The organism is Flavobacterium undicola (assembly GCF_009909155.2).
Taxonomy (GTDB): Bacteria; Bacteroidota; Bacteroidia; order Flavobacteriales; family Flavobacteriaceae; genus Flavobacterium; species Flavobacterium undicola.
Map to the genome: position 1 here is coordinate 1 of NZ_JAAAPM020000027.1, position 21,969 is coordinate 21,969.

Annotated in this window: 20 protein-coding genes and 1 pseudogene; 11 read left to right on the forward strand and 10 right to left on the reverse strand. The window is 33.3% G+C overall.

The genetic code is table 11. The features are described from left to right. The 6 genes and pseudogenes from GTZ96_RS14290 to GTZ96_RS14315 all read left to right on the forward strand — a co-directional run. Positions 1 to 117, forward strand: a pseudogene (locus GTZ96_RS14290) (IS1595 family transposase); the annotation flags it as partial. 315 nt (positions 118 to 432) lie between these two features. After that, a complete protein-coding gene (locus tag GTZ96_RS14295; RefSeq protein WP_161644593.1) occupies positions 433 to 1,581 on the forward strand; it encodes a DJ-1/PfpI family protein in 1,149 nt (382 codons plus the stop codon). Positions 1,582 to 1,767: 186 nt separating this feature from the next. Next, entirely contained in the window at positions 1,768 to 2,226 is a 459-nt protein-coding gene (locus tag GTZ96_RS14300; protein ID WP_161644594.1) for an SRPBCC domain-containing protein, read from the forward strand. A 242-nt stretch (positions 2,227 to 2,468) separates the two neighbouring features. Continuing rightward, the gene (locus tag GTZ96_RS14305) at positions 2,469 to 2,810 is read left to right on the forward strand and encodes a type II toxin-antitoxin system RelE/ParE family toxin (protein WP_161644595.1); all 342 of its coding nucleotides are present in this window, start codon (positions 2,469 to 2,471) and stop codon (positions 2,808 to 2,810) included. Positions 2,811 to 2,814: 4 nt separating this feature from the next. Then, the gene (locus GTZ96_RS14310) at positions 2,815 to 3,141 is read left to right on the forward strand and encodes a helix-turn-helix domain-containing protein (RefSeq protein WP_161644596.1); all 327 of its coding nucleotides are present in this window, start codon (positions 2,815 to 2,817) and stop codon (positions 3,139 to 3,141) included. 119 nt (positions 3,142 to 3,260) lie between these two features. Next, positions 3,261 to 3,710 carry a hypothetical protein gene (locus GTZ96_RS14315; RefSeq protein WP_181033203.1) on the forward strand — a complete coding sequence of 150 codons (450 nt, stop codon included), beginning with the start codon at positions 3,261 to 3,263 and terminating at the stop codon, positions 3,708 to 3,710. Positions 3,711 to 3,757: 47 nt separating this feature from the next. Here the strand turns inward: GTZ96_RS14315 and GTZ96_RS14320 are convergent, their stop codons facing one another. The 6 genes from GTZ96_RS14320 to GTZ96_RS14345 all read right to left on the reverse strand — a co-directional run bounded on the left by GTZ96_RS14320 (position 3,758) and on the right by GTZ96_RS14345 (position 11,169). Continuing rightward, positions 3,758 to 4,306, reverse strand: coding sequence for a chlorite dismutase family protein (locus GTZ96_RS14320; RefSeq protein ID WP_161644598.1), 549 nt, complete (start codon positions 4,304 to 4,306; stop codon positions 3,758 to 3,760). A 163-nt stretch (positions 4,307 to 4,469) separates the two neighbouring features. Beyond that, entirely contained in the window at positions 4,470 to 6,410 is a 1,941-nt protein-coding gene (locus GTZ96_RS14325; RefSeq protein ID WP_161644599.1) for a PAS domain-containing hybrid sensor histidine kinase/response regulator, read from the reverse strand. A gap of 121 nt (positions 6,411 to 6,531) precedes the next feature. Then, entirely contained in the window at positions 6,532 to 7,338 is an 807-nt protein-coding gene (locus tag GTZ96_RS14330; RefSeq protein WP_161644600.1) for an ABC transporter ATP-binding protein, read from the reverse strand. Positions 7,339 to 7,438: 100 nt separating this feature from the next. After that, positions 7,439 to 8,326: a nitrate ABC transporter permease gene (gene ntrB / locus GTZ96_RS14335; protein ID WP_161644601.1), complete on the reverse strand. Its 888-nt coding sequence runs from the start codon at positions 8,324 to 8,326 to the stop codon at positions 7,439 to 7,441. A 122-nt stretch (positions 8,327 to 8,448) separates the two neighbouring features. Continuing rightward, a complete protein-coding gene (locus GTZ96_RS14340) occupies positions 8,449 to 9,684 on the reverse strand; it encodes a CmpA/NrtA family ABC transporter substrate-binding protein (protein WP_235972995.1) in 1,236 nt (411 codons plus the stop codon). 33 nt (positions 9,685 to 9,717) lie between these two features. Continuing rightward, positions 9,718 to 11,169 carry an alginate export family protein gene (locus GTZ96_RS14345; RefSeq protein WP_161644602.1) on the reverse strand — a complete coding sequence of 484 codons (1,452 nt, stop codon included), beginning with the start codon at positions 11,167 to 11,169 and terminating at the stop codon, positions 9,718 to 9,720. Between the two features lie 886 nt (positions 11,170 to 12,055). On the opposite strand from GTZ96_RS14345, the gene GTZ96_RS14350 reads away from it, so the two are divergent. The 5 genes from GTZ96_RS14350 to GTZ96_RS14370 all read left to right on the forward strand — a co-directional run bounded on the left by GTZ96_RS14350 (position 12,056) and on the right by GTZ96_RS14370 (position 18,534). Beyond that, a complete protein-coding gene (locus tag GTZ96_RS14350; protein ID WP_161644603.1) occupies positions 12,056 to 15,574 on the forward strand; it encodes a nitrate reductase in 3,519 nt (1,172 codons plus the stop codon). Between the two features lie 75 nt (positions 15,575 to 15,649). Beyond that, positions 15,650 to 17,092: a rubredoxin gene (locus GTZ96_RS14355; protein ID WP_161644604.1), complete on the forward strand. Its 1,443-nt coding sequence runs from the start codon at positions 15,650 to 15,652 to the stop codon at positions 17,090 to 17,092. A gap of 28 nt (positions 17,093 to 17,120) precedes the next feature. Beyond that, entirely contained in the window at positions 17,121 to 17,672 is a 552-nt protein-coding gene (locus tag GTZ96_RS14360; protein ID WP_161644605.1) for an acyl-CoA thioesterase, read from the forward strand. 212 nt (positions 17,673 to 17,884) lie between these two features. Further along, complete coding sequence (locus GTZ96_RS14365) at positions 17,885 to 18,127, forward strand: DUF6364 family protein (protein ID WP_161644606.1); 243 nt, start codon at positions 17,885 to 17,887, stop codon at positions 18,125 to 18,127. After that, entirely contained in the window at positions 18,127 to 18,534 is a 408-nt protein-coding gene (locus tag GTZ96_RS14370; RefSeq protein ID WP_161644607.1) for a type II toxin-antitoxin system VapC family toxin, read from the forward strand. Before GTZ96_RS14365 ends, GTZ96_RS14370 begins: the two co-directional genes overlap by 1 nt. A 2-nt stretch (positions 18,535 to 18,536) precedes the next feature. On the opposite strand, the gene moaA is transcribed toward GTZ96_RS14370, so the two are convergent. From moaA to GTZ96_RS14390, 4 genes are read right to left on the reverse strand one after another with little or no spacing between them, the layout of a single operon-like run. Then, positions 18,537 to 19,544, reverse strand: a complete 1,008-nt coding sequence (gene moaA, locus GTZ96_RS14375) for a GTP 3',8-cyclase MoaA (RefSeq protein WP_161644608.1) — start codon at positions 19,542 to 19,544, stop codon at positions 18,537 to 18,539. Next, positions 19,531 to 20,445, reverse strand: coding sequence for a bifunctional molybdenum cofactor biosynthesis protein MoaC/MoaB (moaCB, locus tag GTZ96_RS14380; protein WP_161644609.1), 915 nt, complete (start codon positions 20,443 to 20,445; stop codon positions 19,531 to 19,533). Before moaCB ends, moaA begins: the two co-directional genes overlap by 14 nt. Positions 20,446 to 20,447: 2 nt before the next feature. Further along, on the reverse strand, positions 20,448 to 20,879 hold the full coding sequence (locus tag GTZ96_RS14385; RefSeq protein WP_161644610.1) for a molybdenum cofactor biosynthesis protein MoaE: 432 nt from the start codon (positions 20,877 to 20,879) through the stop codon (positions 20,448 to 20,450). Between the two features lie 12 nt (positions 20,880 to 20,891). Beyond that, positions 20,892 to 21,962 carry a HesA/MoeB/ThiF family protein gene (locus GTZ96_RS14390; RefSeq protein ID WP_161644611.1) on the reverse strand — a complete coding sequence of 357 codons (1,071 nt, stop codon included), beginning with the start codon at positions 21,960 to 21,962 and terminating at the stop codon, positions 20,892 to 20,894. Positions 21,963 to 21,969 lie beyond the last annotated feature (7 nt).

Consider the following 21,969-nt stretch of genomic DNA (forward strand, 5'->3'; position numbering starts at 1 on the left):
TGTTTTAGGATAAACCGTTCTCAATTTAAAACAAGTATTTTTCATAAATCCATAGAAAGAATGGTGAATGCAAAACCGATTTATCAAAAAAACATAAAACAGATATTAAGTGTATAACTCAAAAAATATATTGTAAAAAATAACGACATATATTAGATTTGAGTTATGGACTAGTTATACCGAAATTACGCAGATAAAAACAATCAGAAAATAAACATTTATTTCCGCAGAAAATATACAAAAGAGAAGGTTGAAAGTTGGATTTTGCCAACAGAAGCGTAAAAACTTTACGGTTTAATTGTAATTTCGACAAAACAACCAGCCCATAACACACGTCTCTAGCCTTTTTAAAATTGCGACATATCCTAACTGACGGTTAAACAGAATTTAATTTTTTAGACAATAATAATACTAAAACAATTTTTTAATTTTATGATGCGTAAAATACTTCCTAACACTAAAATACACAAGTTTACTTTTTGGCTTTTAGTTTCTTTTTCGTCTTTGACCTTCGCCCAAACTCCTAATGAAATATATGTGTGTTCTCCTTGTGGTCTTGATTGTGATAAACTAGTTTTTGATAAGCCTGGTATATGTCCTAAATGTAATATGGCAATAGTAAAACAGACAGAAACCCTAAAAGAAAAGAAAACTGGAAAAGTCGCTATTTTGTTGTTTGAAGGAGTTCAAATAATTGATTTTACAGGACCTTTTGAGGTTCTAGGTCAAGCCGGATATGAAGTCATAACTGTTTCTGCTAATCTTTCAGTTAAGACAAATATGGGATTGAAAGTCAATTCTGATTTTACGTTTACGAATTGCCCAGAAGCGGGCATTTTTATTATACCAGGTGGAAATATTTCAAAAACAAGACAATCTGCTGAAGCTATAAAATGGATCAAACAATATTCTGAAAAATCAGATGTAGTTATGTCTGTTTGTAATGGAGCCCTTATTTTAGCAAAAACGGGATTGTTAGATGGATTAACGGCTACTACTTATTATAATGCTATTCCAGAACTTGAAAAAAATTTTCCTAAAATAAAGGTGGTTTCGGATCAACGATTTGTAGATAATGGAAAGTTTATTACAACTGCCGGTCTCTCTTCTGGAATAGATGGTGCATTGCATATTGTTGAAAAACTAAAAGGAAAACCCCAAGCTCAAACTGTTGCAATGAATCTGGAATACGATTGGAAACCAGAAGATAATTATGCTCGGGCTTCTTTGGCAGACAAGCATTTAAAAAAAATATTTGAGGGAAATGATGAACCTCATCCTTCTATATCTTCTGCAAAACTTTTAAATACAGAAGGCAATAAAGACAAATGGAAAGTACAATATGAATTGACTGCAACTACAACTGCTGAAGAGATTGAAAAAGTGATGGAAAAGATGATTATGCAAAAGGTGGATTGGAAGAAAGAGAAGAATATTCTCCCAACAAACAGCAGCTGGCAGTTCACTTCACCGGAAAAGGAAAACTGGAATGGATTTTTGGAAGTAAAGCAAGTTTCTTCAAACGCTAACAGTTTCATAGTGACATTGAGAATAGATAGAACAAAGAAAAACGGCTTATAACACAACCTTTGCAAAAATGGCGGGTGACGTGGTTCTCGAAATTTTCTACATTTAATTAACTTTTGCGTCAGGCGAAAATGAAGTGCTTTCTATCCGCCATCTTCGCAAAACCCTAAACGTTAATTGACTGCTAAGTATGACGAAAAATAACAACTCAAAAGATTAATTTAAACAAATAGTAATAGTATGAAAAAGTTACAATTCAAAGTAAGTATCAATGCAGCTGTGACCAAGATTTATGATTTTATGCTTGGCATCAACAGCAAATCAACTTATGAGCAATGGACTTCTTTGTTTAACCCAACATCTACATACGAAGGAAATTGGGATAAGGGAAGTAAAATTCTATTTATTGGAGTGGATGAGAAAGGAGAAAAGGGAGGTATGGTTTCCAGCATAGCTGAAAACATTCCCAACCAATTTGTTTCGATTCAACATTATGGTCTTCTTAAAGCTGATAAGGAAATCACAGAAGGATCAGAAGTGGAAAAATGGGCAAACGGATTTGAAAACTATACCTTCGAAGAAAACAATGAAACTACAACCGTTACGGTTGACTTAGACACCTCTGAAGATTTTTTAGATTATATGAACCAGAACTTCCCAAAAGCACTCGATAAGTTGAAAGAACTTTGTGAAAAATAATAATTTCAATCCCGATAGCCCTGTCTGCCGACAGGCAGGTATCGGGATTAAAAATACACAGCCTATAATATCGATTTGCTAATATGGTGGCTGAAGTGCTTCTATGAAATCCGCCACATCGCCAAGCCAAAAAAGGTTATGTCCCAGCTTAAAAAACCAAACTAACTAAAAACAACTCGAACTTTAGTTTCTAATTATAGAAACTTTATTTACCTTTGTAACGTTTAATAAGAGAGTATTGAATGAAATATTTTGAAACACGATTTTTAGAAGAAGCTGACAAGTTCATTTCAGAACTTGACCCTAAAACTATCAAAAAAATCTTTTACAATATTGATCTTGCTGAACAAACGAATGATCCAAAACTTTTAAAGAAACTGCAAAATGATATTTGGGAGTTTCGTACAAAATACGCAGGACTTCAAATTAGGCTTCTTGCATTTTGGGACAAAACAGATAACAAAGAAACTTTGGTAATTGCGACACACGGTTTTATAAAGAAGGTTGACAAAGTGCAAAAAAACGAAATCGACCGAGCAGTTAGACTAAAAGACAATTATTTCAATAGCAGACAAAAAAAATAATCCTATGGCAACTAAAGAAATCAAGACTTATTCGCTTGCTGAAATGAAGGATAAGTATATCGGCAAAGTTGGAACCACTGACCGTGACGAATACGAATATGAACTTCGCATGGATGTTTTGGGAAAAATGATTAAAGCAGCAAGACAAGAACGCAATTTGACACAAGAAGAACTTGGTAAACTTGTTGGCGTACAGAAAGCACAAATTTCCAAACTTGAAAGTAGTGCTAACAGTGCAACAATTGATACTATTTTGAAAGTGTTTAAAGCATTAAAAGCCGAGATAAACTTTAACGTAAAATTGGAAGACAACTTTATTAAACTCGCCTAACAAAAAAGAAAGCCGAACATACAGCATATCTGTTTTTGAACTAACGAGTGATTAGTCGAATTACATTTTTTTAATCCTCTTTTCGTTTAACCAAAAACACTCGTTTTCATAAGTTGCAAATGGCTTGTAGCCTCGGAACGTTACCGACAAGTGACAGCCAATATCGTAAAAATAAAACCATGACAAAAAAATATAGAATAAGTTTGAAAGTTTACAGTAGCTTCTTAATTTTTGCTATTCTATTTAATTTAATGCTTTTGTTTGCAAGTGGTCACAGAGTTAAACTTTCTATATTTTATTATTTAATTCCGATTTATGCAATTTTAAGTTTTTTACTTTTAACAATATATCCAAAAACATCAAATAACAGAAAGTTAATATTGATTTCTATATTGTTACTATTAGGTGTTAGTTTATATTTTGCCTTTGGAGGATTATATCTTATTTTTACTGGAGATTTAATTATTGAATTTGTCATTCCTGCGCTAATATTTATTGGAATATTTATAAGCTCAATTGGGGTATTATGCTCAGAAATTTTAAAATTAAATAAAAGCACCAGCCATTAATAGCATTTTTAAAATCACCTAAGTAGTCAATTAGAAACAGACAGCTTTTAAACTCTCAACAATCGAATATCTACTTCCCTATCTACATAATTCCATTCTTCTGTTTTTCGTAAAGAATACAATAACTCTTCGAAAGCGTATTCGTCTGCCGGAGCGTATTCGAACCAGGTTAAAAAATCAAAAGCTTCACCAATATCCCTGCTGTGAAATAATTTTCGGGCTATGGCTGGTAAATATTTTAGTCCTGTTTGTGTATGCTTAGAACTCTCTTCCATGATTTTTCTTCTTTCATCCTGAGCGAGATTCCACCATTCAGCCGATTTTCGCAAGGGAATAAATGCCGCATGAGTTGCCGATTGTCGTCCTAAATCTTCCTGAATAGCAATTAGTTTTTCTTTTTCGGCTTTCTCCGTATATCTAAGGTTACTGACAATACCTTTTAAAGTCCAAATGCCTTCATTACCCTTAATCAGTGAACTTGAAGTTTTATCAATATGACTTATCTCTGCCAGAGCATCTCCTTTTAAGGTGGTCATTTTTATTACTTCCCATTCTCCTGTTTTTCCGCCAACAAAGTCAAAAATTGTATTGCTCATATAGATTTAATTTTAAGTTATAAATTGGAAATTAAATATTTAAAAAGTACTGAAAAATCCCTATCGCACGACTACGATAGGGATTTAAAAACAAACAAAACAAATTAAACTAACTTTTGTATTCCATTCCAAAATCCTCGATAGAGCATTTTGAAAATATTTTTTATCCCGTTTTTTTCAAACCTTTATTGGTATTATATGGATAAGACGACTTCGTATAAAAATCAATTTTATTAAAAAGAGTCTCCGGATTGAATGGTTTACTGATATAATCATTCATTCCTGATTTTAACACATCAGCTTTCACATCACCTACCGCCGAAGCTGTAAGGGCAATAATGGGAAGTGCCTGGTATTTATTCCCTTTTAGTTTTCTGATTGCCCGCGTGGCATCATAACCATCCATTACAGGCATCTGCAAATCCATCAGAACTAAATCGTAATCTTTTTGCTTGACTTTTTCTACGGCAATTAATCCATTTTCGGCCTTATCGCTTTCAATATTCCATAATTTGAAAAACTGTTTGACCAATAACACATTAATCTTATTATCATCAACTATCAGTATACGCAATCCTTTCAGCGTTTTTTGAACAATTAGCTGATTAGATTCATTCGCTTCAACATAGGTAGGAGTAACTAGATAAGTGGCGCTGATACCCATATTTAAATGGAAAGAAAAGCTACTTCCTTTTCCGAGCTCACTATCCAGTTGAATACTACTTCCCTGAAGCTCTATTAACCGTTTAGATATTGCCAGTCCTAATCCTGTGCCTCCATATTTTCGGCTAGTCTCAGAACTTGCCTGAGTGAATGATTCAAAAATAAATTCCTGTTTATCTTTAGGGATACCAATACCGGTATCATTCACTTCAAAGACAATATTCATACTATTTGATTCTTTACTTTGAGAAACAACTGAAGCACTAATAATAACTTTACCAGTCTCGGTAAATTTAACTGCATTGCTGGCAAGGTTAGTTAAAATTTGCCCTAACCGAACTGAATCCCCCATGACCATTTCCGGAAGCTTATCATCTAAACGTACTTTTAACAAAATCCCTTTGTTTCTGGCTTTTTCAAGTAGTGCTCCCTGAATATTGTATATCAATTCTTTTATATTAAAATCTACTTTTTCAAAATCGATTTTGCCAGCTTCAATCTTGCTGAAATCTAAAATATCATTTATTAATACCAATAGATTATCTCCTGAATACTTAATCAATTTTAAATGTTCAATCTGGTCTTCCCTTGCATTTTGAAGCAATATCGTAGTAAAGCCAAGTACTGCATTCATGGGAGTCCGGATTTCATGACTCATAGTCGAAAGAAAATTAGCTTTTGCAATAGCGGATTGTTCCGCACGAATCAATTCCTCCTTAACTTCTTTTTGTTCAGTGATTATCTCCGTAAACATAACCAGACCGCCAATTTTTTCCTGATCTTCATACCAGGGTCGGATTTCCCATTTCAACCATTCAACACTTCCATCTGAACGGATAAAGGAATCTTCATCATTCCTAACTATTTCTCCCGCAAGACATCGCTGATAATGCGCCTTCCAATAGCCAGCTGTAATTTCAGGAAATAATTCATTATGACTTCTTCCAATGACATGCTCTTCTTCCAATTTATAGGTTGTTTTCCAAACCTTGCTGACTGAAATATACCTCATATCCATGTCCAGCATAGCAATAGCTACAGGTGTATATTCGATAAAAGTTTTAAGTTGATTTTTTTCATAAAGGATTTTCTCCCCTGCTCTTCTCTTTCTTTGTTTATTTTTTTCGTAAAGATTTCTTCGTTGTATAACCAACCAGGCATTTACAATTACTGCAGCTATTGATATGCAGCGATTAGCAATTACCATCCAACTAGTTTGACTCGTGTAAAAAATGGCTAGTTTTAAAAAAATTAAAAAAGAAACAACAATGGCAAAAGTGACAATGGTCTTTTTTGTTTCCCTACTGATTAATAAAAAATTAAACATGTACAAAACGCCAATAACTACACCAAGTGGAAGGGAAAGATCAATACAGAAAACAATTGCTGCACCAGCTGCTCCGTAGAGTTGAGCTTTGTTCATTTTAAAATTGATTCCCATTTTTTATAATTTCCTTTTAACAGAAACACTATTTTGTGTTTCTAAAAACTGATTTATAGAAATCAAGGGGGAAAAATTAAGTCTATAATGCCAAACTTAATTTTTCAGCCCTTGATTTGTATTATCCTTTATAGACCATTCCCATATCTTCGATAGAGAATTTATCTGTTAACAAATGCAACAATTTATCTCTAAGGTCAATATATTCAGGCATTTTTACAATTTCTATTTTATTTCTTGGTCTTGGCAAATGCACTTCGACAATTTCTCTGATAGTTGAAGATGGACCATTATTTAAAACAATAATTCTATCTGACAAGAATAAAGCTTCTTCGATATCGTGAGTAATCATTACGATGGTTTTTTCACGATTATCTAAATTCCACAATTTTAATACTTCTAATTGCATAGATCCTTTAGTCAAAGCATCCAATGCTCCAAAAGGCTCATCCATTAATAAAACTCCCGGATTGATGGCAAAGGCGCGAGCGATAGCCACTCTTTGTTTCATTCCTCCTGAAAGCTGTCCTGGTAATTTGTCTTTATGTTCGAATAAATTAACCATTTTAAGGTTTTTCTCTACAATTTCATGCTTTTCTGTAGCAGTACCTTCCATTACTGAATCTACTACTTGAAATATGTTTTGATATACGGTTAACCAAGGTAAAAGAGAATAGTTTTGAAAAACAATTCCTCTGTCAGGACCCGGTCCTTTGATGCTTTGATTGTTTAATACTACTGAACCTGCTGAAGGTGTTAACATTCCAGCAATAGCATTTAAGATAGTTGATTTTCCACAACCTGAATGTCCGATTATAGATATGATTTCGCCCTTTTGGATTGATAAATTAATATCTCTTACGGCTATATATTTTCCTTTTGGTGTTGGAAATGAAATTTCCAAATCTTTGATTTCTAAATAACTCATGATATTCAATTTTAGATATTAGACTATTGATTTTAGATTTCAGGCTGCACGTTTTTTAAAACTTAGAGTCTTAGCGACTCAGCACCTTAGTTTCTTTGTTTTACGCTTTGTAAGCCACTTTGTTTTCTATGTAAGTAAATAATTTATCAAAAAGTAATCCTACTACACCAATGATAATAATGGCTGATATTACTTTTTCAAGACTTAAGGCATTCCAGCTGTCCCAAACAAAAAATCCAATTCCAGCTCCTCCAGACAACATTTCGCCTGCTACAATTACCAACCAAGCCACACTAATACTTAAGCGTAAACCTGTAATGATATGAGGTAAACTAAATGGAATTAAAATTTTAGTTAAATATCTCATTTTAGAAAATCCAAATGCTTTGGCTACATTTTTATGATCTTGAGGTAAAGATGCAATACCAAAAGAAGTATTAATTAATGTTGACCATAATGACGTTATAAACACAATAAAAATCGTTGCTAAACCTGTGTCTTTGAACACTACTAAACCAATTGGGAACCAAGCTAATGGCGAAACCGGTTTTAAAAGTTGTACGATAGGATAAAAAATTTGTTTGCAAATAGTACTTGCTCCCATTAATATCCCTACAGGAATAGCTACTAATGAGCCTAAAAAGAAACCTAATAATACGGTTTTTATAGAGTTGAATAATTGTAATCCGATTCCCTTGTCGTTAGGGCCGTAATCGTAAAAAGGATCACTAATCATATCATATAAAACCGTTAATGTCGCAATTGGACCTGGTAAAGCATCTTTAGTAATGCTACTCAATAATTCCCACAGGCCTCCAAAAATAACCAATCCTAATGCTGCTAAAAGCAATGATTTTGATTTTGCTAAAAGCATTTCACCAAATACAATTAATTTTTCGTTTTTGGTTTCTTCACTTTGAGAAGTTGCTACTGAAGCTATTTTTACCTCCTCAAGAGTATCTATTGTTAATGTTTCTCTTTCTGACATGATTCAATCTGTTTTAGTTTAACTTTCTTGTAATGTTTTGTTTCAATTGTTTTTGTTTATTCTGGCAAAACTTTTTTAAATATCCCTCCCTTTCGAGAGGGATTATTTACTGCTTTATTTTATTATTTTCTTACTACTTTAAGGTAAGCTGCTGGATTTGAAGGATCAAAAACTGTTTTGTCCATTGTAAGTGAGAATGGTTTCATATCGTCATTTGGAACCTTCACTTTCATACTTGCAGCTACTTCTTTATACAAATCATCTAAAATCAATTTATCAGCAATTGCATTATAGTTTGGAGCTTCTTTTAAATATCCGAATCTTACATACTGTGCCATTGCCCAGATAGCATGCGATTTACGAGGGAAGTTTACAGCACCACCTTTGTAGAACAACATATAATCTTTATCATACACTTCAACACCTTGATTACATCCTAGGTTATAATCTCCCATTAAACGTCCTTCAATTACATCTGCAGGAGCATTAACATAAGGAGCTCTACCAATAATTGCTGCTGCTTTTTTACGATTTGCAGGTACATCTAGCCACATACAAGCTTCTAAAACCGCTTTCATCACTTTTTTAAGATCTTCTCTTCTTTTTACACTAAAATCTTTGTTTACTACCAATGCTTTTTCAGGATGATCTTTCCAAATATCTTGTGAAGCTATTTGAGTAAATCCAACTCCTTGCTTAACTGCAACACCACCCCAAGGTTCTCCTACACAGTATCCATCCATATTACCTACTTTCATGTTTGCTACCATTTGTGGAGGCGGAATAGTGATAATTTTAACCGCTTTTTGATTTAAACCTGCAATAGACATCCAGTTTCTCAACCATAAATCATGCGTTCCTCCAGGAAAAGTCATTGCAAAAGTTACTTCTTTCTCTGCTTTCAATTTAGCAGCAACTACTGGAGTTACTTTATTCATTTGTTTGAAACCTACTTTTCCACAAAAGTCATTTGATAATGTAATTGCCTGACCATTTACATTCAACATCATGGCAATTTTCATTTCAGAACCTGCCTTACCACCTACTCCTGTATAAACTGAGAAAGGCATTGTATACAAACAGTGTGCTCCATCTAATTCGCCTGTTAAAATTTTATCTCTAACATTAGCCCATGAAGACTCTTTAGTTACTTCTACATTCACTCCGTATTTTTTGAATAAGCCTAATTCTTTAGCCATTACAATTGGTGAACAATCTGTTAGAGGAATAAACCCTAATTTTATTGGTTCACCTGACTGTGCATTTGTTTTCATTGCAGTAAGAGAACACACTGTTACTGTAGCTGCCAGCATCATTTTTGAAAAGAGCTTTGCTATTTTTTGAGTTGATTTTTTCATCTTGATTATTTTAATTGTTTAACCTTGTTTGTTTTATTTTTTAGCTAAAAAGTCTGGCTTAATGTTCAACATTAGATAAGCAAATTGAGGAGATAAATTAGGAGTAGTTACATTTTTAACTGCTGCAGAAGCCATAGAATTTGTCGCTTTCATTATACAATATCCTGCTTCAACATTAATAATCTTAGTTACATTGTATTTAACTGTTAGGTCAAATTCTGTTCCTAAATACTTGCTTAAAGTTCCTCCAGCACCATCAGATAATTTATTTCCAGCTTCAAATCCGTGAACATCTAATAAGAAAGTCAAATTATCTTTAGCATTGTATTTTGCTTTAAAGAAATAGTTTAACAAACCTTGATTTCCAAATCCATTAGCTGCATAGAAGTAATCCATATATCCCCAGAATTTATGTGGTGTTCCGTATAATGGATCAAAACGATTGTTTTGTGTCGCTGCTTTAGTACCATTATTTCCTGATAAAAAGTCAATTCCAGGTCCTATAAATAATTTTCTACCAGCTTGATAAGTTGCTGTTATAGAAGCCATTTTAGAACTTATTGAATTTGCGTCTTTATCATGACCTCCTTGATAATAAGCACTACCTGTTAAGTTAATTTTTCTGGTAGGCATTACGTTAAAGTAAAGTCCTGTAGTATTTCTACTCCAAACGCCTTCTCCATAAGTTTTAACCCCGGCTATAGTACTATATTGGTTGAAATCGTCTTTGAAAAATAAGAAAGAAACATCTCCAAAGAAGAATTTTTTACCTAAATAAGCATATTGAAAAGACTTATACATAGTTCCAATTCCGTTGGTTCCTGCAGCGTAAGTTGTAGTTGTGGCTGGAGCTGTACCCGCAGTATTTGAACCATTGTAAACTGTTCCTACGTTTTGCATTTTATTTTGGTTAAAAGCTAAACCTGCATCAAAAATCCATCCTTTGTTAGAATATTTGAAGACAATCGCATCATGTCTTCTTCCTTGTTGTAACCAATCTAATCCTCCTAAAACTTTTTGATCATCATAAGCAATTTCCTGACGACCAATTTTTAACGAAATATTTTGTGCTTTATTGATAGTATCTTTAAGAGATAAATCTAACCAAGCTTCATTTAACATGATACCGTCATTAGCATCTACAGTAACTTGATTAATAGAAGAAGCATCTTGTCCAAATACACGAACATCTTGTAAGGATACAAAAGTTTTAAATCTATAACCTGCATAACCAATATTTAATCTTGTTCTTTGAGAATTAAATAGTCCTGCTTTTTGACCATCTTTAGACAATGTACCTTGCCCATCTCTTACCTCAGTTCTTTCTCTTAATTGTCCAGTTGCAGTTAATTGAGCCTGAGACTCATTATAACCAAATACTGTAAGAGCAATACCTAAAAAGATAGATTTTGAAAAGTTTACCTTTGTAACATTCACTTTTTGGATTCCTTGAAAAAAAAGTGCTTTTGCTTTGATCAATTCCATAATTATTTATTATTAAGTTTTGTATGAAGCAAATTTACGTAAGTACTAATACGTAAAAACCATCTAAAAACCAGTCCAAAACAGCTTTTTAACACAACTAATCAAATCATAAAAATCACATTAAACCTTGCTAAAACGCAGCAAACAATAAAAAAAACCCGTAAACACTGGGGTTAACTAGACTTAAATACGTAGTTTAAAAAACTAAGTTGCCTTTTTCAAAGCATAAAAAGCATACTTATTCTTAAAAAAAAGAAATACAAAAGAGAATAATTCCAGTAAATAGTACCGAAAAAAATAATTCAGATACTATACTATATTAATGTATAAGTAGAAACACAGGAAACTTAAAAACTCATTTTTTGTTTAGGCTTAAAATTTACTGTCTTTTATTTATCCAATAAAAAAATCAAAACTTCTTTTAGGTAATTAAATAGCTCCGTCCTAAAAAATAGAGACATCTCTTTCAATCCTAATTAATAGTATATAGAATGGTATAATCTACTGCATAGATTACAAAACAGTGTTGTATTGCTTTGTCTCAAAGGGATGAGAAACAGTAACAATAAGAAATTACATAAGAAGTATTATTAAGGAATTTATTTAAATTCTGCAACGATCTTAACTTCTACTCCATTACTATTTTCTTCAATAAAATCAAAAATTAACACTGAGCTAAATGTTATTTTTTTGAATTAATAATTGTTTTTTGAGCCAAAAAAAAAATAAAAAGCATTATTTTAGACTTCTTTTATCTATTTGTCAAACTTGAAAAATAAATTAAAAAAAATACGTATTTTTACTTAATTAATACGTATTTTTACATTTTAAAACTTTTGTTAAACAGTTTGAAAAAAGATTTCGCAATTAAAAAATACAGAGGATAATGCAAAATTCAGAAATCAAAACTACGTGTTCATATTGTGGAGTAGGATGCGGAATCATTGTAAGCAAAGATTCTAGTAATGGAGTTACTGTAAAAGGAGATATTGATCATCCTGTAAACAGAGGAATGCTCTGTTCTAAAGGAATGAATCTACATTATGTAGCTAACGACATTTCTGACAGAATTCTTTATCCTGAAATGCGTTGGAGTAAATCGCACCCTATGGAACGTGTAAGCTGGGACGATGGTTTAGATCGTGCTGCAGCTGTATTTTCTTCAATAATAAAAAAACATGGCCCTGATAGTGTGGGCTTTTATATCTCTGGACAATGTCTTACTGAGGAATATTATTTGGTAAACAAACTGGTAAAAGGTTTTCTAAAAACAAATAATATCGATACTAATTCGCGTCTTTGCATGAGTTCAGCTGTAGCTGGCTACAAGAAAACTTTCGGAGAAGATTCAGTTCCGATAGCTTATGACGACATTGAATTAGCAGATACTTTCTTAATCACAGGAGCAAATCCAGCTTGGTGCCACCCTATTCTATTCAGACGTTTAGAACAACACCGTGAAAAAAATCCAAAAGTAAAAGTAATTGTAATTGATCCTAGAAAAACAGATACTGCCTTAACTGCCGATTTGCATTTACAAATTCTGCCTGGAAGTGATATTATATTATACCATGCTCTGGCCAAAAGAATTATCGAAAAAGGCTATGCCGATACTAATTTTGTAAAAAAACATACTGAAAACTTCGAGGCTTACAAGGATTTAGTACTATCTACTTCATTAGAAAGAGCATCTCAACTCTGCGGAATCTCCATCAAAGAAATTGATTTGGCAGCTGATTTAATTGGTAAAGCCGAAGGATTTCTTTCACTTTGGGCTATGGGATTGAATCAAAGTGCTGTTGGTGTGGATAAAAATACAGCCTTGCTTAATATCTCATTATTAACCGGGCATGTAGGAAAACCAGGTTCAGGACCTTTTTCTCTAACAGGACAACCTAACGCCATGGGCGGAAGAGAAGTAGGTGGAATGGCTAATTTACTAGCTGTCCACAGAGAATTAGCGAATCCTGAACACCGTCAGGAAGTAGCCGATTTTTGGGGAGTAGACGGTATTTCTGAAAAACCAGGTTTGACCGCTACAGAAATGTTTGACGCCTTAGAATCCGGAAAAATGAAAGCGATTTGGATTATCTGTACCAATCCAATGGTAAGCTTACCCGATTCCAGAAGAGTGGAAAAAGCCTTGCAAAATGCCAAATTTGTAGTCGTTCAAGAAATATCACATAAATCCGATACTGCTAAATTTGCCGACTTACTGCTTCCAGCAGCGGCATGGTTAGAAAAAGAAGGTACGATGACCAATTCGGAAAGACGAATTTCCTATTTACCTAAAGGAATTAATGCTCCTGGTGAAGCGCTACCTGACGTTGAAATCCTAACTCGATTTGCAAAAAAAATGGGATTCAGTGGCTTTAATTTCAATACTGCCGAAGAAGTCTATAAGGAATATTGTCAAATGACAAAAAACACCAACATTGATATTTCTTATCTTAATTACAACCGATTAAAACACGAAGGTACTTTTCAATGGCCTGTACCAGATTATGGACATCCTGGGACACCACGTCTTTTTGCCGATAAAAAATTTTATACGCCTTCCCAAAAAGCAATTTTCAATCTGCCAACTTCGATCGAAAATACTTCGGAACAACCTAGCGATAAATACCCATTTATCCTTACCACTGGTCGAATTAGAGATCAATGGCATACGATGACTAAAACTGGAAAAGTATCCCGATTACTATCACACATACCTAATCCATTTTTAGAAATCAATCCTATTGATGCCTTTAAATCAGGAATAGAAAATGGTGATATTGTTGTTGTTAATAGTAAAAATGGTGAAGTTCGTGTCAAAGCTACTGTGACTGACTCTATAAAAGAAGGTGTTGTTTTTCTACCAATGCATTGGGGGAAACAATTAGATAACGACTTAAACAGAACTAACAATCTAACCAATACACTTGTTGACCCTGTTTCGAAAGAACCTGATTTTAAATATACTGCTGTTGCTGTAAAAAAATACGAAAAGCCATTCGAAAAAATAGCCATTGTAGGTGCTGGAGCGGCTTCTTTTAGATTCATACAAAATTATAGAGAACTTAATGCAACAGATGAAATTATTGTTTTCTCTAATGAACCCAATCCATTTTACAATCGCGTTCTTTTACCTGAATATGTTACCAATGAATTATCATGGGAGAATTTATTAAAAATAAGAGATAAGGACGGTTTAAGCAAACTGAATATCACTTTAAAATCATCGGTAGGTATTGAAAACATAGATACTACCAATAAAACTATCAAAGATAGTCGTGGCGACACACATACTTTTGACCGCTTGATTCTTGCTACTGGAAGCCGTCCTTTTATTCCTGAAAATGCACAATTGCATCTTCCCGGACGTTTTACTATGCGTAGAAAAGAAGATGCTGATAAATTAAAAAACTATTTAGACAATACTAATTTAGCTCCCGAAGACCAACATGTGGTAATTGTAGGTGGTGGCTTATTAGGTCTCGAATTGGCAGCAGCCTTAAAGCATAAAAAAGTAAAAATTACTATCATACAAAGGGCTTCCCGATTAATGGAACGCCAATTAGATCGTATTTCTTGTAAATTATTAGCCGAAGAAGTACAGCTTCGTGATATTCAAATTTATTTTGATAATGAAGTAAGTACTGTTTTCGAATCTGATAATGACAATGAACTGGAAATTGCACTAAAAAGTGGTAGAATACTAACTGCAAACGCCGTTGTTTACGCCATTGGAACAGTACCAAATATAGAAATTGCCAAAGAATCTGGAGTTGCTTGTGGTCGCGGAGTGAAAGTAAATCAATATTTACAATCTTCAAATCCTGATGTTTTTGCCATTGGCGAAATTGCGGAATTCAACGGAAAATTATTCGGAATTACCTCTGCTGCTGAAGAACAAGCCGATGTTTTAGCCAACTATTTTGCTGGAGACATTAGTAGTTTTTACAAAGGATCCGTATTGATGAACATCCTAAAACTAGAAGATATTAATCTTTGTAGTATTGGCGAAGTTGAAATTCCTGAAAACGACGACAGTTATGAAGAAATTGTCTTTGCCGATTTGAAAAAACGCTATTACAAAAAATGTATCGTTAAAGACGATTTGTTAGTAGGCGCTATTTTGATGGGAGATAAAAATGAATTTGCCGAATTCAAAACCATGATTGAAAGCAAAATCGAATTATCAGACAAACGCAATCAACTTTTAAGAGGAAGCGGTGCTGCTGCCAAACCAGTTGTAGGTAAATTAGTTTGCTCTTGTAGCCAGGTAGGAAGCGGAAATATCGAAGAAGCAGTCAAAGCAGGAACAACTAATTTCACTGAATTATGTAAATCTACCGGAGCTGGGTTAGGCTGCGGAAGTTGTAAAACCGAAGTGAAAGAGATTTTAGCTAAATGCAAATAAGTTTGTTGTTGTTCGTTTATAGTCAATTGTTCAAAAACTATAAACATCAAACTACAAACCATAAACTTTAAGAACATGGAATTAACACGATTAATAGTAAAAGGAGGCGTTATTTCGCCAGGCGAATTACGCAGTATTGTTAACATGAGTTTAGCACAAGGACTAAAAGACATTTCCTTTGGTTCCAGACAAGATATTATTTTTCCAAATGGATTTAAATATTCAGAAACGGAGAATAGTGGCAAACTACACATCGTTTATCCTAATGAACAAAGCGGAAATAATATTGTTTCTTCTTATGTTTCAACCGATATTTTCAGAAATACATCTTGGCTTACAGGTAATAAATTCTTGTATATTTTAGAGCAATTTAAAGAGCAACCTGTTTTAAAAGTCAATATTACCGACCCAAAACAGCAATTGGTTCCTTTATTTACAGGACACATCAATTTTATTGCTTCTGAGCATGAAGATTATTGGTACTTATACATTCGTTTACCAAATTGGCAACGTATGGAAGTATATCCTGTATTAATTTACAGCTGGGATATTTCCAAAATTTATTACGAAATCGAACGTATTGTTAGCGAAGAATCAATTGGAATAGACATGATTTTTAATCTTGTCAGCGAAAATTTGGACACTAACAACCGAACGATGGACAAAGCCCTGAATGTTCCGTTTTATCCTTTTCCATATTACGAAGGAATGAATCGTTTAGGAATTGACCAATATTGGCTTGGCTTGTATTGGAGAAATAATCTTTACGATTTAGAGTTTCTAAAAGAAATGTGCGATTTGTGTTTTGATTGCAAAATTGGAAAAATAAGCATCACGCCTTGGAAATCCTTCATCATAAAAGGAATTCCGAAAGACCGAAAATTAGACTGGGAAAAATTCCTTGGGAAAAAAGGAATTAATGTGCGTCATTCGCTTTTAGAATTAAACTGGCATTTGCCTGTAGCAACCGATTGGTCTTTGAACCTTAAAACATTTTTGGTTAGAACCTTAGATCAATTTGATATTAGTACCTACGGACTTACTTTTGGAATTTCCGATTACAATCGTGAGGGACATTATTTTACTTCGATTGTCATCGAAAAAAATAAATTACCAAAAGACTTGGAATCCATCAAAATTAGAGATACTTACAACGTTTTGTATGCCAGGCATTTTGACCCCAACACCCGTGAATACATCATTCATACTCAAGATATTGACAAACTGGAATTGCCAAGTATTTTAATCGAATTAAGTAAAAAATACTTTAACGAATTAGGGAGCAATACTGCAGTTGAAAATAATGATGCTACCACTACAAAGAAAGAAAAACAAGAACATGATGTTTACCAATGTTCTGAATGTCTTACTATTTATAATTCTGAATACGGTGATGCTGTCCAAGGAATAGAAAAAGGAGTTTTGTTTAATGATTTACCCGTTGATTATTGCTGTTCTTTATGCGAATCGCCAAAATCTAATTTTGTACTTTTGACGGCTGAAAAACAAGACATTTAAAACCCTAATTATCAATAAAACTACAGCTATGAATACCGAATATAAAACCGTCGATTCTTCAAAAATAACAATCTCGGAATTAATGTTGCCTTCGCACACTAATTTCAGTGGAAAAATTCATGGTGGTTATATTTTATCCCTAATGGACCAAATTGCCTTTGCTTGTGGTTCTAAATTTTCAGGAAACTATTGTGTAACAGCTTCGGTCGACACTGTAAACTTTTTGAAACCTATTGAAGTTGGTGAATTAGTTACGATGAAAGCCAGCGTAAATTACGTTGGAAATAGCTCTATGGTTGTGGGTATTCGCGTAGAAGCCGAAAACATTCAAACAGGAGTGATTAAACATTGTAATTCCTCTTATTTTACGATGGTTGCGAAAGATAAATTAGGACAAAACGTTTCGGTTCCAGGTTTAATTTTGACCACGCTTAAAGAAGTAAGTCGTTTTCAAAATGCATTGAAACAAATTGCATTGAAAAAAGAGAAAGAATATCAAAAAACAATAGCTTCATTTGGATCTATTGAAACCATTTTAAAATCTAATAATTACAAAGTTAAAGTAGACTTTGAAAAATAGATGTCATTATAAACTCGACCGTTTTTTAAAACGGCCGAATCTATAAACAACATCTAAAAACGCAAAAAGCACAGTGTAATACTGTGCTTTTTGTATTTACAACAAATTGAAATTGAGTTTTTTATAAATTAAGATTGTAAACTTTGTTAAAAAGTATCAAACGCTTTTATATTACGTGATTATTTTATAATTTTACACGTAAACTATTTGTTATGAATACGAAATTAACTTTAAATATCGACCAAAATATAATTGAAGAAGCCAAGTCTTATGCTAAAAACAATAGTGTTAGTCTTTCAAAGCTTATTGAAAATTATCTGCTATCCATAACTGCAAAAGAGTCTAAAAAAACAAAAATAAGTCCTCTTGTTGAAAGTCTTACGGGAGTTATTTCTCTTGAAGATACAGATTACAAAAAAGAATATACCGATTACTTATCTAAAAAATACTCTTAATGGATAAAATACTTGTTGACACCAATATCGTTTTAGATTTACTTTCTAAACGGGAAGAGTTTTATCAGGAAGCACAAGAGTTATTTACATTATCAGATTATAACAATGTAAAACTCTATGTTTCATCCTTAAGTATTGCAAACGTTCATTATATATTATCAAGAAATCTAAAATTAGATGAAGCGAGGAGAATTTTAATTAAATTCAAAGTACTAGTTGAAGTCTTGCCAATGGATGACAAGATTTTAGAACTTGCATTAGTATCTGATTTCAAAGATTTTGAAGATGCTATTCAATATCATACAGCGCTAGAAAATGAGTTGGATTTGATTTTAACCCGTAATAAAAAAGATTTTAAAAAATCAGTTCTTCCTGTATTTACTGCTAAAGAATATTTAAAAAAATAAACCTATCCCCCAATCGCAATCATAGAACGATTGTCTTGATTTAAAAGAGGATTATCAACATCTTCAATAGTTGTCATTCCTGCTCTTACTTTCTTTTTATTTTTAATCGCTGAGGCAATAATACTTTCAACAGCTTCTCCGTTTCTGTAAGGAGTCAATAAATCGGTTTCTGAATTGGAAAACAAGCAATTCTTGATTTTTCCATTTGCAGTAAGGCGAATTCTATTGCAGCCATCACAAAACGGATTCGTAATTGAACTAATGATTCCAAAGCTTCCCAAATAGTTTTTTATCTTGAATTCTCTGGCTGTTAAGTTTTTTTCATCTTCTAGTTTCTCCAAATTAGATTCTGAAAAATGAGAAGAAAGTTGGTCCAAAATCTCCGCTTGAGAAACCATTTTGCTCCTGTCCCACTGGTTTCCGGCAAAAGGCATGAATTCGATAAAACGAATCGAAATAGGTAGAGATTCTGTTAGATTAATAAAATCAATGATTTCGTTATCATTAAAACCTTTAATCAAAACCACATTTACTTTGACCTTAAAATCATTATTAAGCAGCAAATGTAAATTATCAATTACCTTTTCAAACTGATTGCGAAGTGTAATGGTATTGAATTTAGAAGCAACTAAAGTATCCAAACTCAAATTGATTTTTTTGACTTTAAATTGCTTTAAAACATCGATATGTCTGTCAATTAAAATTCCGTTTGTAGTTATCGAAATTTCGGTTTCTAATTGAGATAGTTTTTCTATAATTTCAGGAAAATCTTTTCGCAATAGCGGCTCTCCTCCTGTTAATCTTATTTTGTTAACTCCATTATTTACAAATGTTTGGGCAATAGCAAAAACCTCGTCAGCGGTCATCAACTCTTTTTTAGGAGTCAATGCAATTCCCTCTGCCGGCATGCAATACGTACAACGCAAATTGCATTTCTCTATTAAAGAAATACGTAAATAGTTGTGTTTACGACCAAAATCATCCGTCAATATGGTGTTATTTGGTATCATGATTACTCCCTTTTAGGATGTGAAAAACATGCAAAACATGCGGAAAAACAGCATCCATAGATTCTCTTGCTCCATTAACAGAACCTGGCAAAGCCAAAACTAAGCTATTACCAATAGTTCCAGCCACAGAACGTGAAAGCATCGCATACGGCATTCGGTCTTGTCCATAATTACGAATGGCTTCTTCAATTCCTGGAATTCTATTTTCCAATAATGGTTCTAATGCTTCAGGAGTAACATCTCTTGGCGAAAGCCCTGTTCCTCCAGTAAAAATAACCAATTGGTTGTCCTGAACGTATTTTTTAGTTCTGTCTTGGATAAAATCAACTTCATCAGGAATAATTTCGTAATGAGTAGTTTCTACACCGTAAGATTCTAATTTTTCAACTATAACTTTTCCTGAACTATCTTCTTTATCTCCCGCATAAATAGAATCGGAACAAACAAAAACAGCCGCTTTTAAAACATCACGGAATCTATTTTTATAAGACGATTTTCCGCCTTTTTTCTCCACTAATTTAATAGTCGAAATTTCGATGTTTTTGTCAATGGGTTTCAACATATCATACATCGTCAACGCCACAATAGACGCGCCGTGCATGGCTTCCACCTCTACTCCAGTTTTATAAACGGTTTTTACCGTAAAAAGAATATCAATCGTTAAATCCTTAATTTCATAAGCCACAGCCGTATATTCAATCGGCAATGGATGACAATCAGGAATGGATAAATGCGTGTTTTTTACAGCAAATAAACCCGCTGTTTTAGCCATTTCAAGCACATTGCCTTTGGGAACCAAATTTTTCTCAATAGCTTCAATCGTTTCCGGCAAACTTACTTTTACAGTTGCCATGGCTGTTGCCGAACGTAACGTACTTATTTTATGGGTAATATCAACCATTATTATTTATTTTGCTTCCAAATGAAATCTTCATTTTCAAATATTTCTTTACCAAAGATAGGCACATCGGTCTTAATCCAATTCACAATAGCTTCTGTAGCTTCATAAACCTGCGTTCTATGTCCCGCTGAAACAAAGACAAACAAACAAATTTCGCCTGCTTTAACCACGCCTAAACTGTGGTAGATGTGCATGCAAACCAAATCAAATTCGGCGAAAGCCTTCTCTCTAACTGCTGTTAAAGCTTCGTTTGCCATTTCTTCATAAGCGGTATATTCTATTGCTTTTACCACATTTTCGTCATGAACATCGGCACGAACCTGACCTAAAAAAATATTGTGTGCCCCAATCGTATGCTTCCCTTGGTGTTTAGCTATCGATTCGGCTATGAATTCAGGAGAAATTGCTCCTTCTATAAAAACTTTTTTGCTCATGATTTTTATTTTTTAAGAAACAGAAACAGCATTAGTAGCTATAATTCCTTGCAGTTTTAAAGCACCGCCTGCAATACTTTGTACTTTTAAAAATTGATGTTTTTTTAGTATTTCCGCTGCTTTTTTACTTCTGATACCCGATTGGCAATACACTAATATCGTTTTATTCGAATCCAACTGATCTAAATTTTCTTCTAACTCAGAAAGTGGAATTTGGATTGTATTTGGCAAACTTATTTTAGGTAATTCCTCTTCATTTCTAACATCCAGAAATAGAACATCAGGATTTTCCATTTGTTCCAAAGCTTCATTAGCTGTTATTTCTAAAACTGTATTTTCGACTACATTGTATTTTTTTTCGAAATCCAATCGATTTAATGCAATCGCATTGGTTCGAACCAAATCAAATTTTTGCTGGTCGTTATTGAGCATATTGTAAATCAACAATTCTCCCGAAAGAACATTACCAATTTCTAAAACCATTTTCAAAACTTCATTGGCTTGAAACATCCCGATAATTCCTACAGAAATTCCCATTACTCCTGAATCAACACAATTTTTACTGTTTGAAGATTCGTCCGGAAAAAGGCAACGGTACGTAGGTCCGTTTTGGTAATTAAACACCGAAACCTGACCTTGAAATTTATAAATAGAACCATAAACAAAAGGTTTATTGGTTACAACACAGGCATCGTTAATCAAATATTTGGTATGTAAATTATCAGTCGCATCGACCATAACGTCATAATATTCAAATAAAGGAATGGCATTTTTAGCATTCAAAGTATCCGTAATGGCATTAACTTGTATGGAAGGATTCAAAGACAAAGCCATTTCTTTAGCTTCTAATGCTTTGGATTTCCCTATAGCATCACTTTTATAGATTACCTGGCGTTGTAGATTGCTGATTTCAATGGAATCATCGTCAATAATTCCTATTTCTCCAATTCCGGCTGCTGCCAAATACGGCAAAATGGCCGCACCCAAACCACCGGCACCAATAATCAATACCTTAGCATGGCTTAGTTTTTCTTGACCTTTTTCGCCAACTTCAGGAAGTATAATTTGTCGATTGTATCGCATAATTGCT

Excerpts from the sequence above, each read along its gene's own strand:
- GTZ96_RS14345 (WP_161644602.1), bottom strand. The coding sequence starts at position 11,169 with ATGGAATTGATCAAAGCAAAAGCACTTTTTTTTCAAGGAATCCAAAAA.
- GTZ96_RS14325 (WP_161644599.1), bottom strand. The coding sequence starts at position 6,410 with ATGGGAATCAATTTTAAAATGAACAAAGCTCAACTCTACGGAGCAGCT.
- GTZ96_RS14305 (WP_161644595.1), top strand. The coding sequence starts at position 2,469 with ATGAAATATTTTGAAACACGATTTTTAGAAGAAGCTGACAAGTTCATT.
- GTZ96_RS14330 (WP_161644600.1), bottom strand. The coding sequence starts at position 7,338 with ATGAGTTATTTAGAAATCAAAGATTTGGAAATTTCATTTCCAACACCA.
- ntrB (WP_161644601.1), bottom strand. The coding sequence starts at position 8,326 with ATGTCAGAAAGAGAAACATTAACAATAGATACTCTTGAGGAGGTAAAA.
- moaA (WP_161644608.1), bottom strand. The coding sequence starts at position 19,544 with ATGATACCAAATAACACCATATTGACGGATGATTTTGGTCGTAAACAC.
- GTZ96_RS14310 (WP_161644596.1), top strand. The coding sequence starts at position 2,815 with ATGGCAACTAAAGAAATCAAGACTTATTCGCTTGCTGAAATGAAGGAT.
- GTZ96_RS14300 (WP_161644594.1), top strand. The coding sequence starts at position 1,768 with ATGAAAAAGTTACAATTCAAAGTAAGTATCAATGCAGCTGTGACCAAG.
- GTZ96_RS14295 (WP_161644593.1), top strand. The coding sequence starts at position 433 with ATGATGCGTAAAATACTTCCTAACACTAAAATACACAAGTTTACTTTT.
- GTZ96_RS14315 (WP_181033203.1), top strand. The coding sequence starts at position 3,261 with ATGGCTTGTAGCCTCGGAACGTTACCGACAAGTGACAGCCAATATCGT.
- GTZ96_RS14385 (WP_161644610.1), bottom strand. The coding sequence starts at position 20,879 with ATGAGCAAAAAAGTTTTTATAGAAGGAGCAATTTCTCCTGAATTCATA.
- moaCB (WP_161644609.1), bottom strand. The coding sequence starts at position 20,445 with ATGGTTGATATTACCCATAAAATAAGTACGTTACGTTCGGCAACAGCC.
- GTZ96_RS14365 (WP_161644606.1), top strand. The coding sequence starts at position 17,885 with ATGAATACGAAATTAACTTTAAATATCGACCAAAATATAATTGAAGAA.
- GTZ96_RS14390 (WP_161644611.1), bottom strand. The coding sequence starts at position 21,962 with ATGCGATACAATCGACAAATTATACTTCCTGAAGTTGGCGAAAAAGGT.
- GTZ96_RS14360 (WP_161644605.1), top strand. The coding sequence starts at position 17,121 with ATGAATACCGAATATAAAACCGTCGATTCTTCAAAAATAACAATCTCG.
- GTZ96_RS14355 (WP_161644604.1), top strand. The coding sequence starts at position 15,650 with ATGGAATTAACACGATTAATAGTAAAAGGAGGCGTTATTTCGCCAGGC.
- GTZ96_RS14370 (WP_161644607.1), top strand. The coding sequence starts at position 18,127 with ATGGATAAAATACTTGTTGACACCAATATCGTTTTAGATTTACTTTCT.
- GTZ96_RS14320 (WP_161644598.1), bottom strand. The coding sequence starts at position 4,306 with ATGAGCAATACAATTTTTGACTTTGTTGGCGGAAAAACAGGAGAATGG.
- GTZ96_RS14350 (WP_161644603.1), top strand. The coding sequence starts at position 12,056 with ATGCAAAATTCAGAAATCAAAACTACGTGTTCATATTGTGGAGTAGGA.
- GTZ96_RS14340 (WP_235972995.1), bottom strand. The coding sequence starts at position 9,684 with ATGAAAAAATCAACTCAAAAAATAGCAAAGCTCTTTTCAAAAATGATG.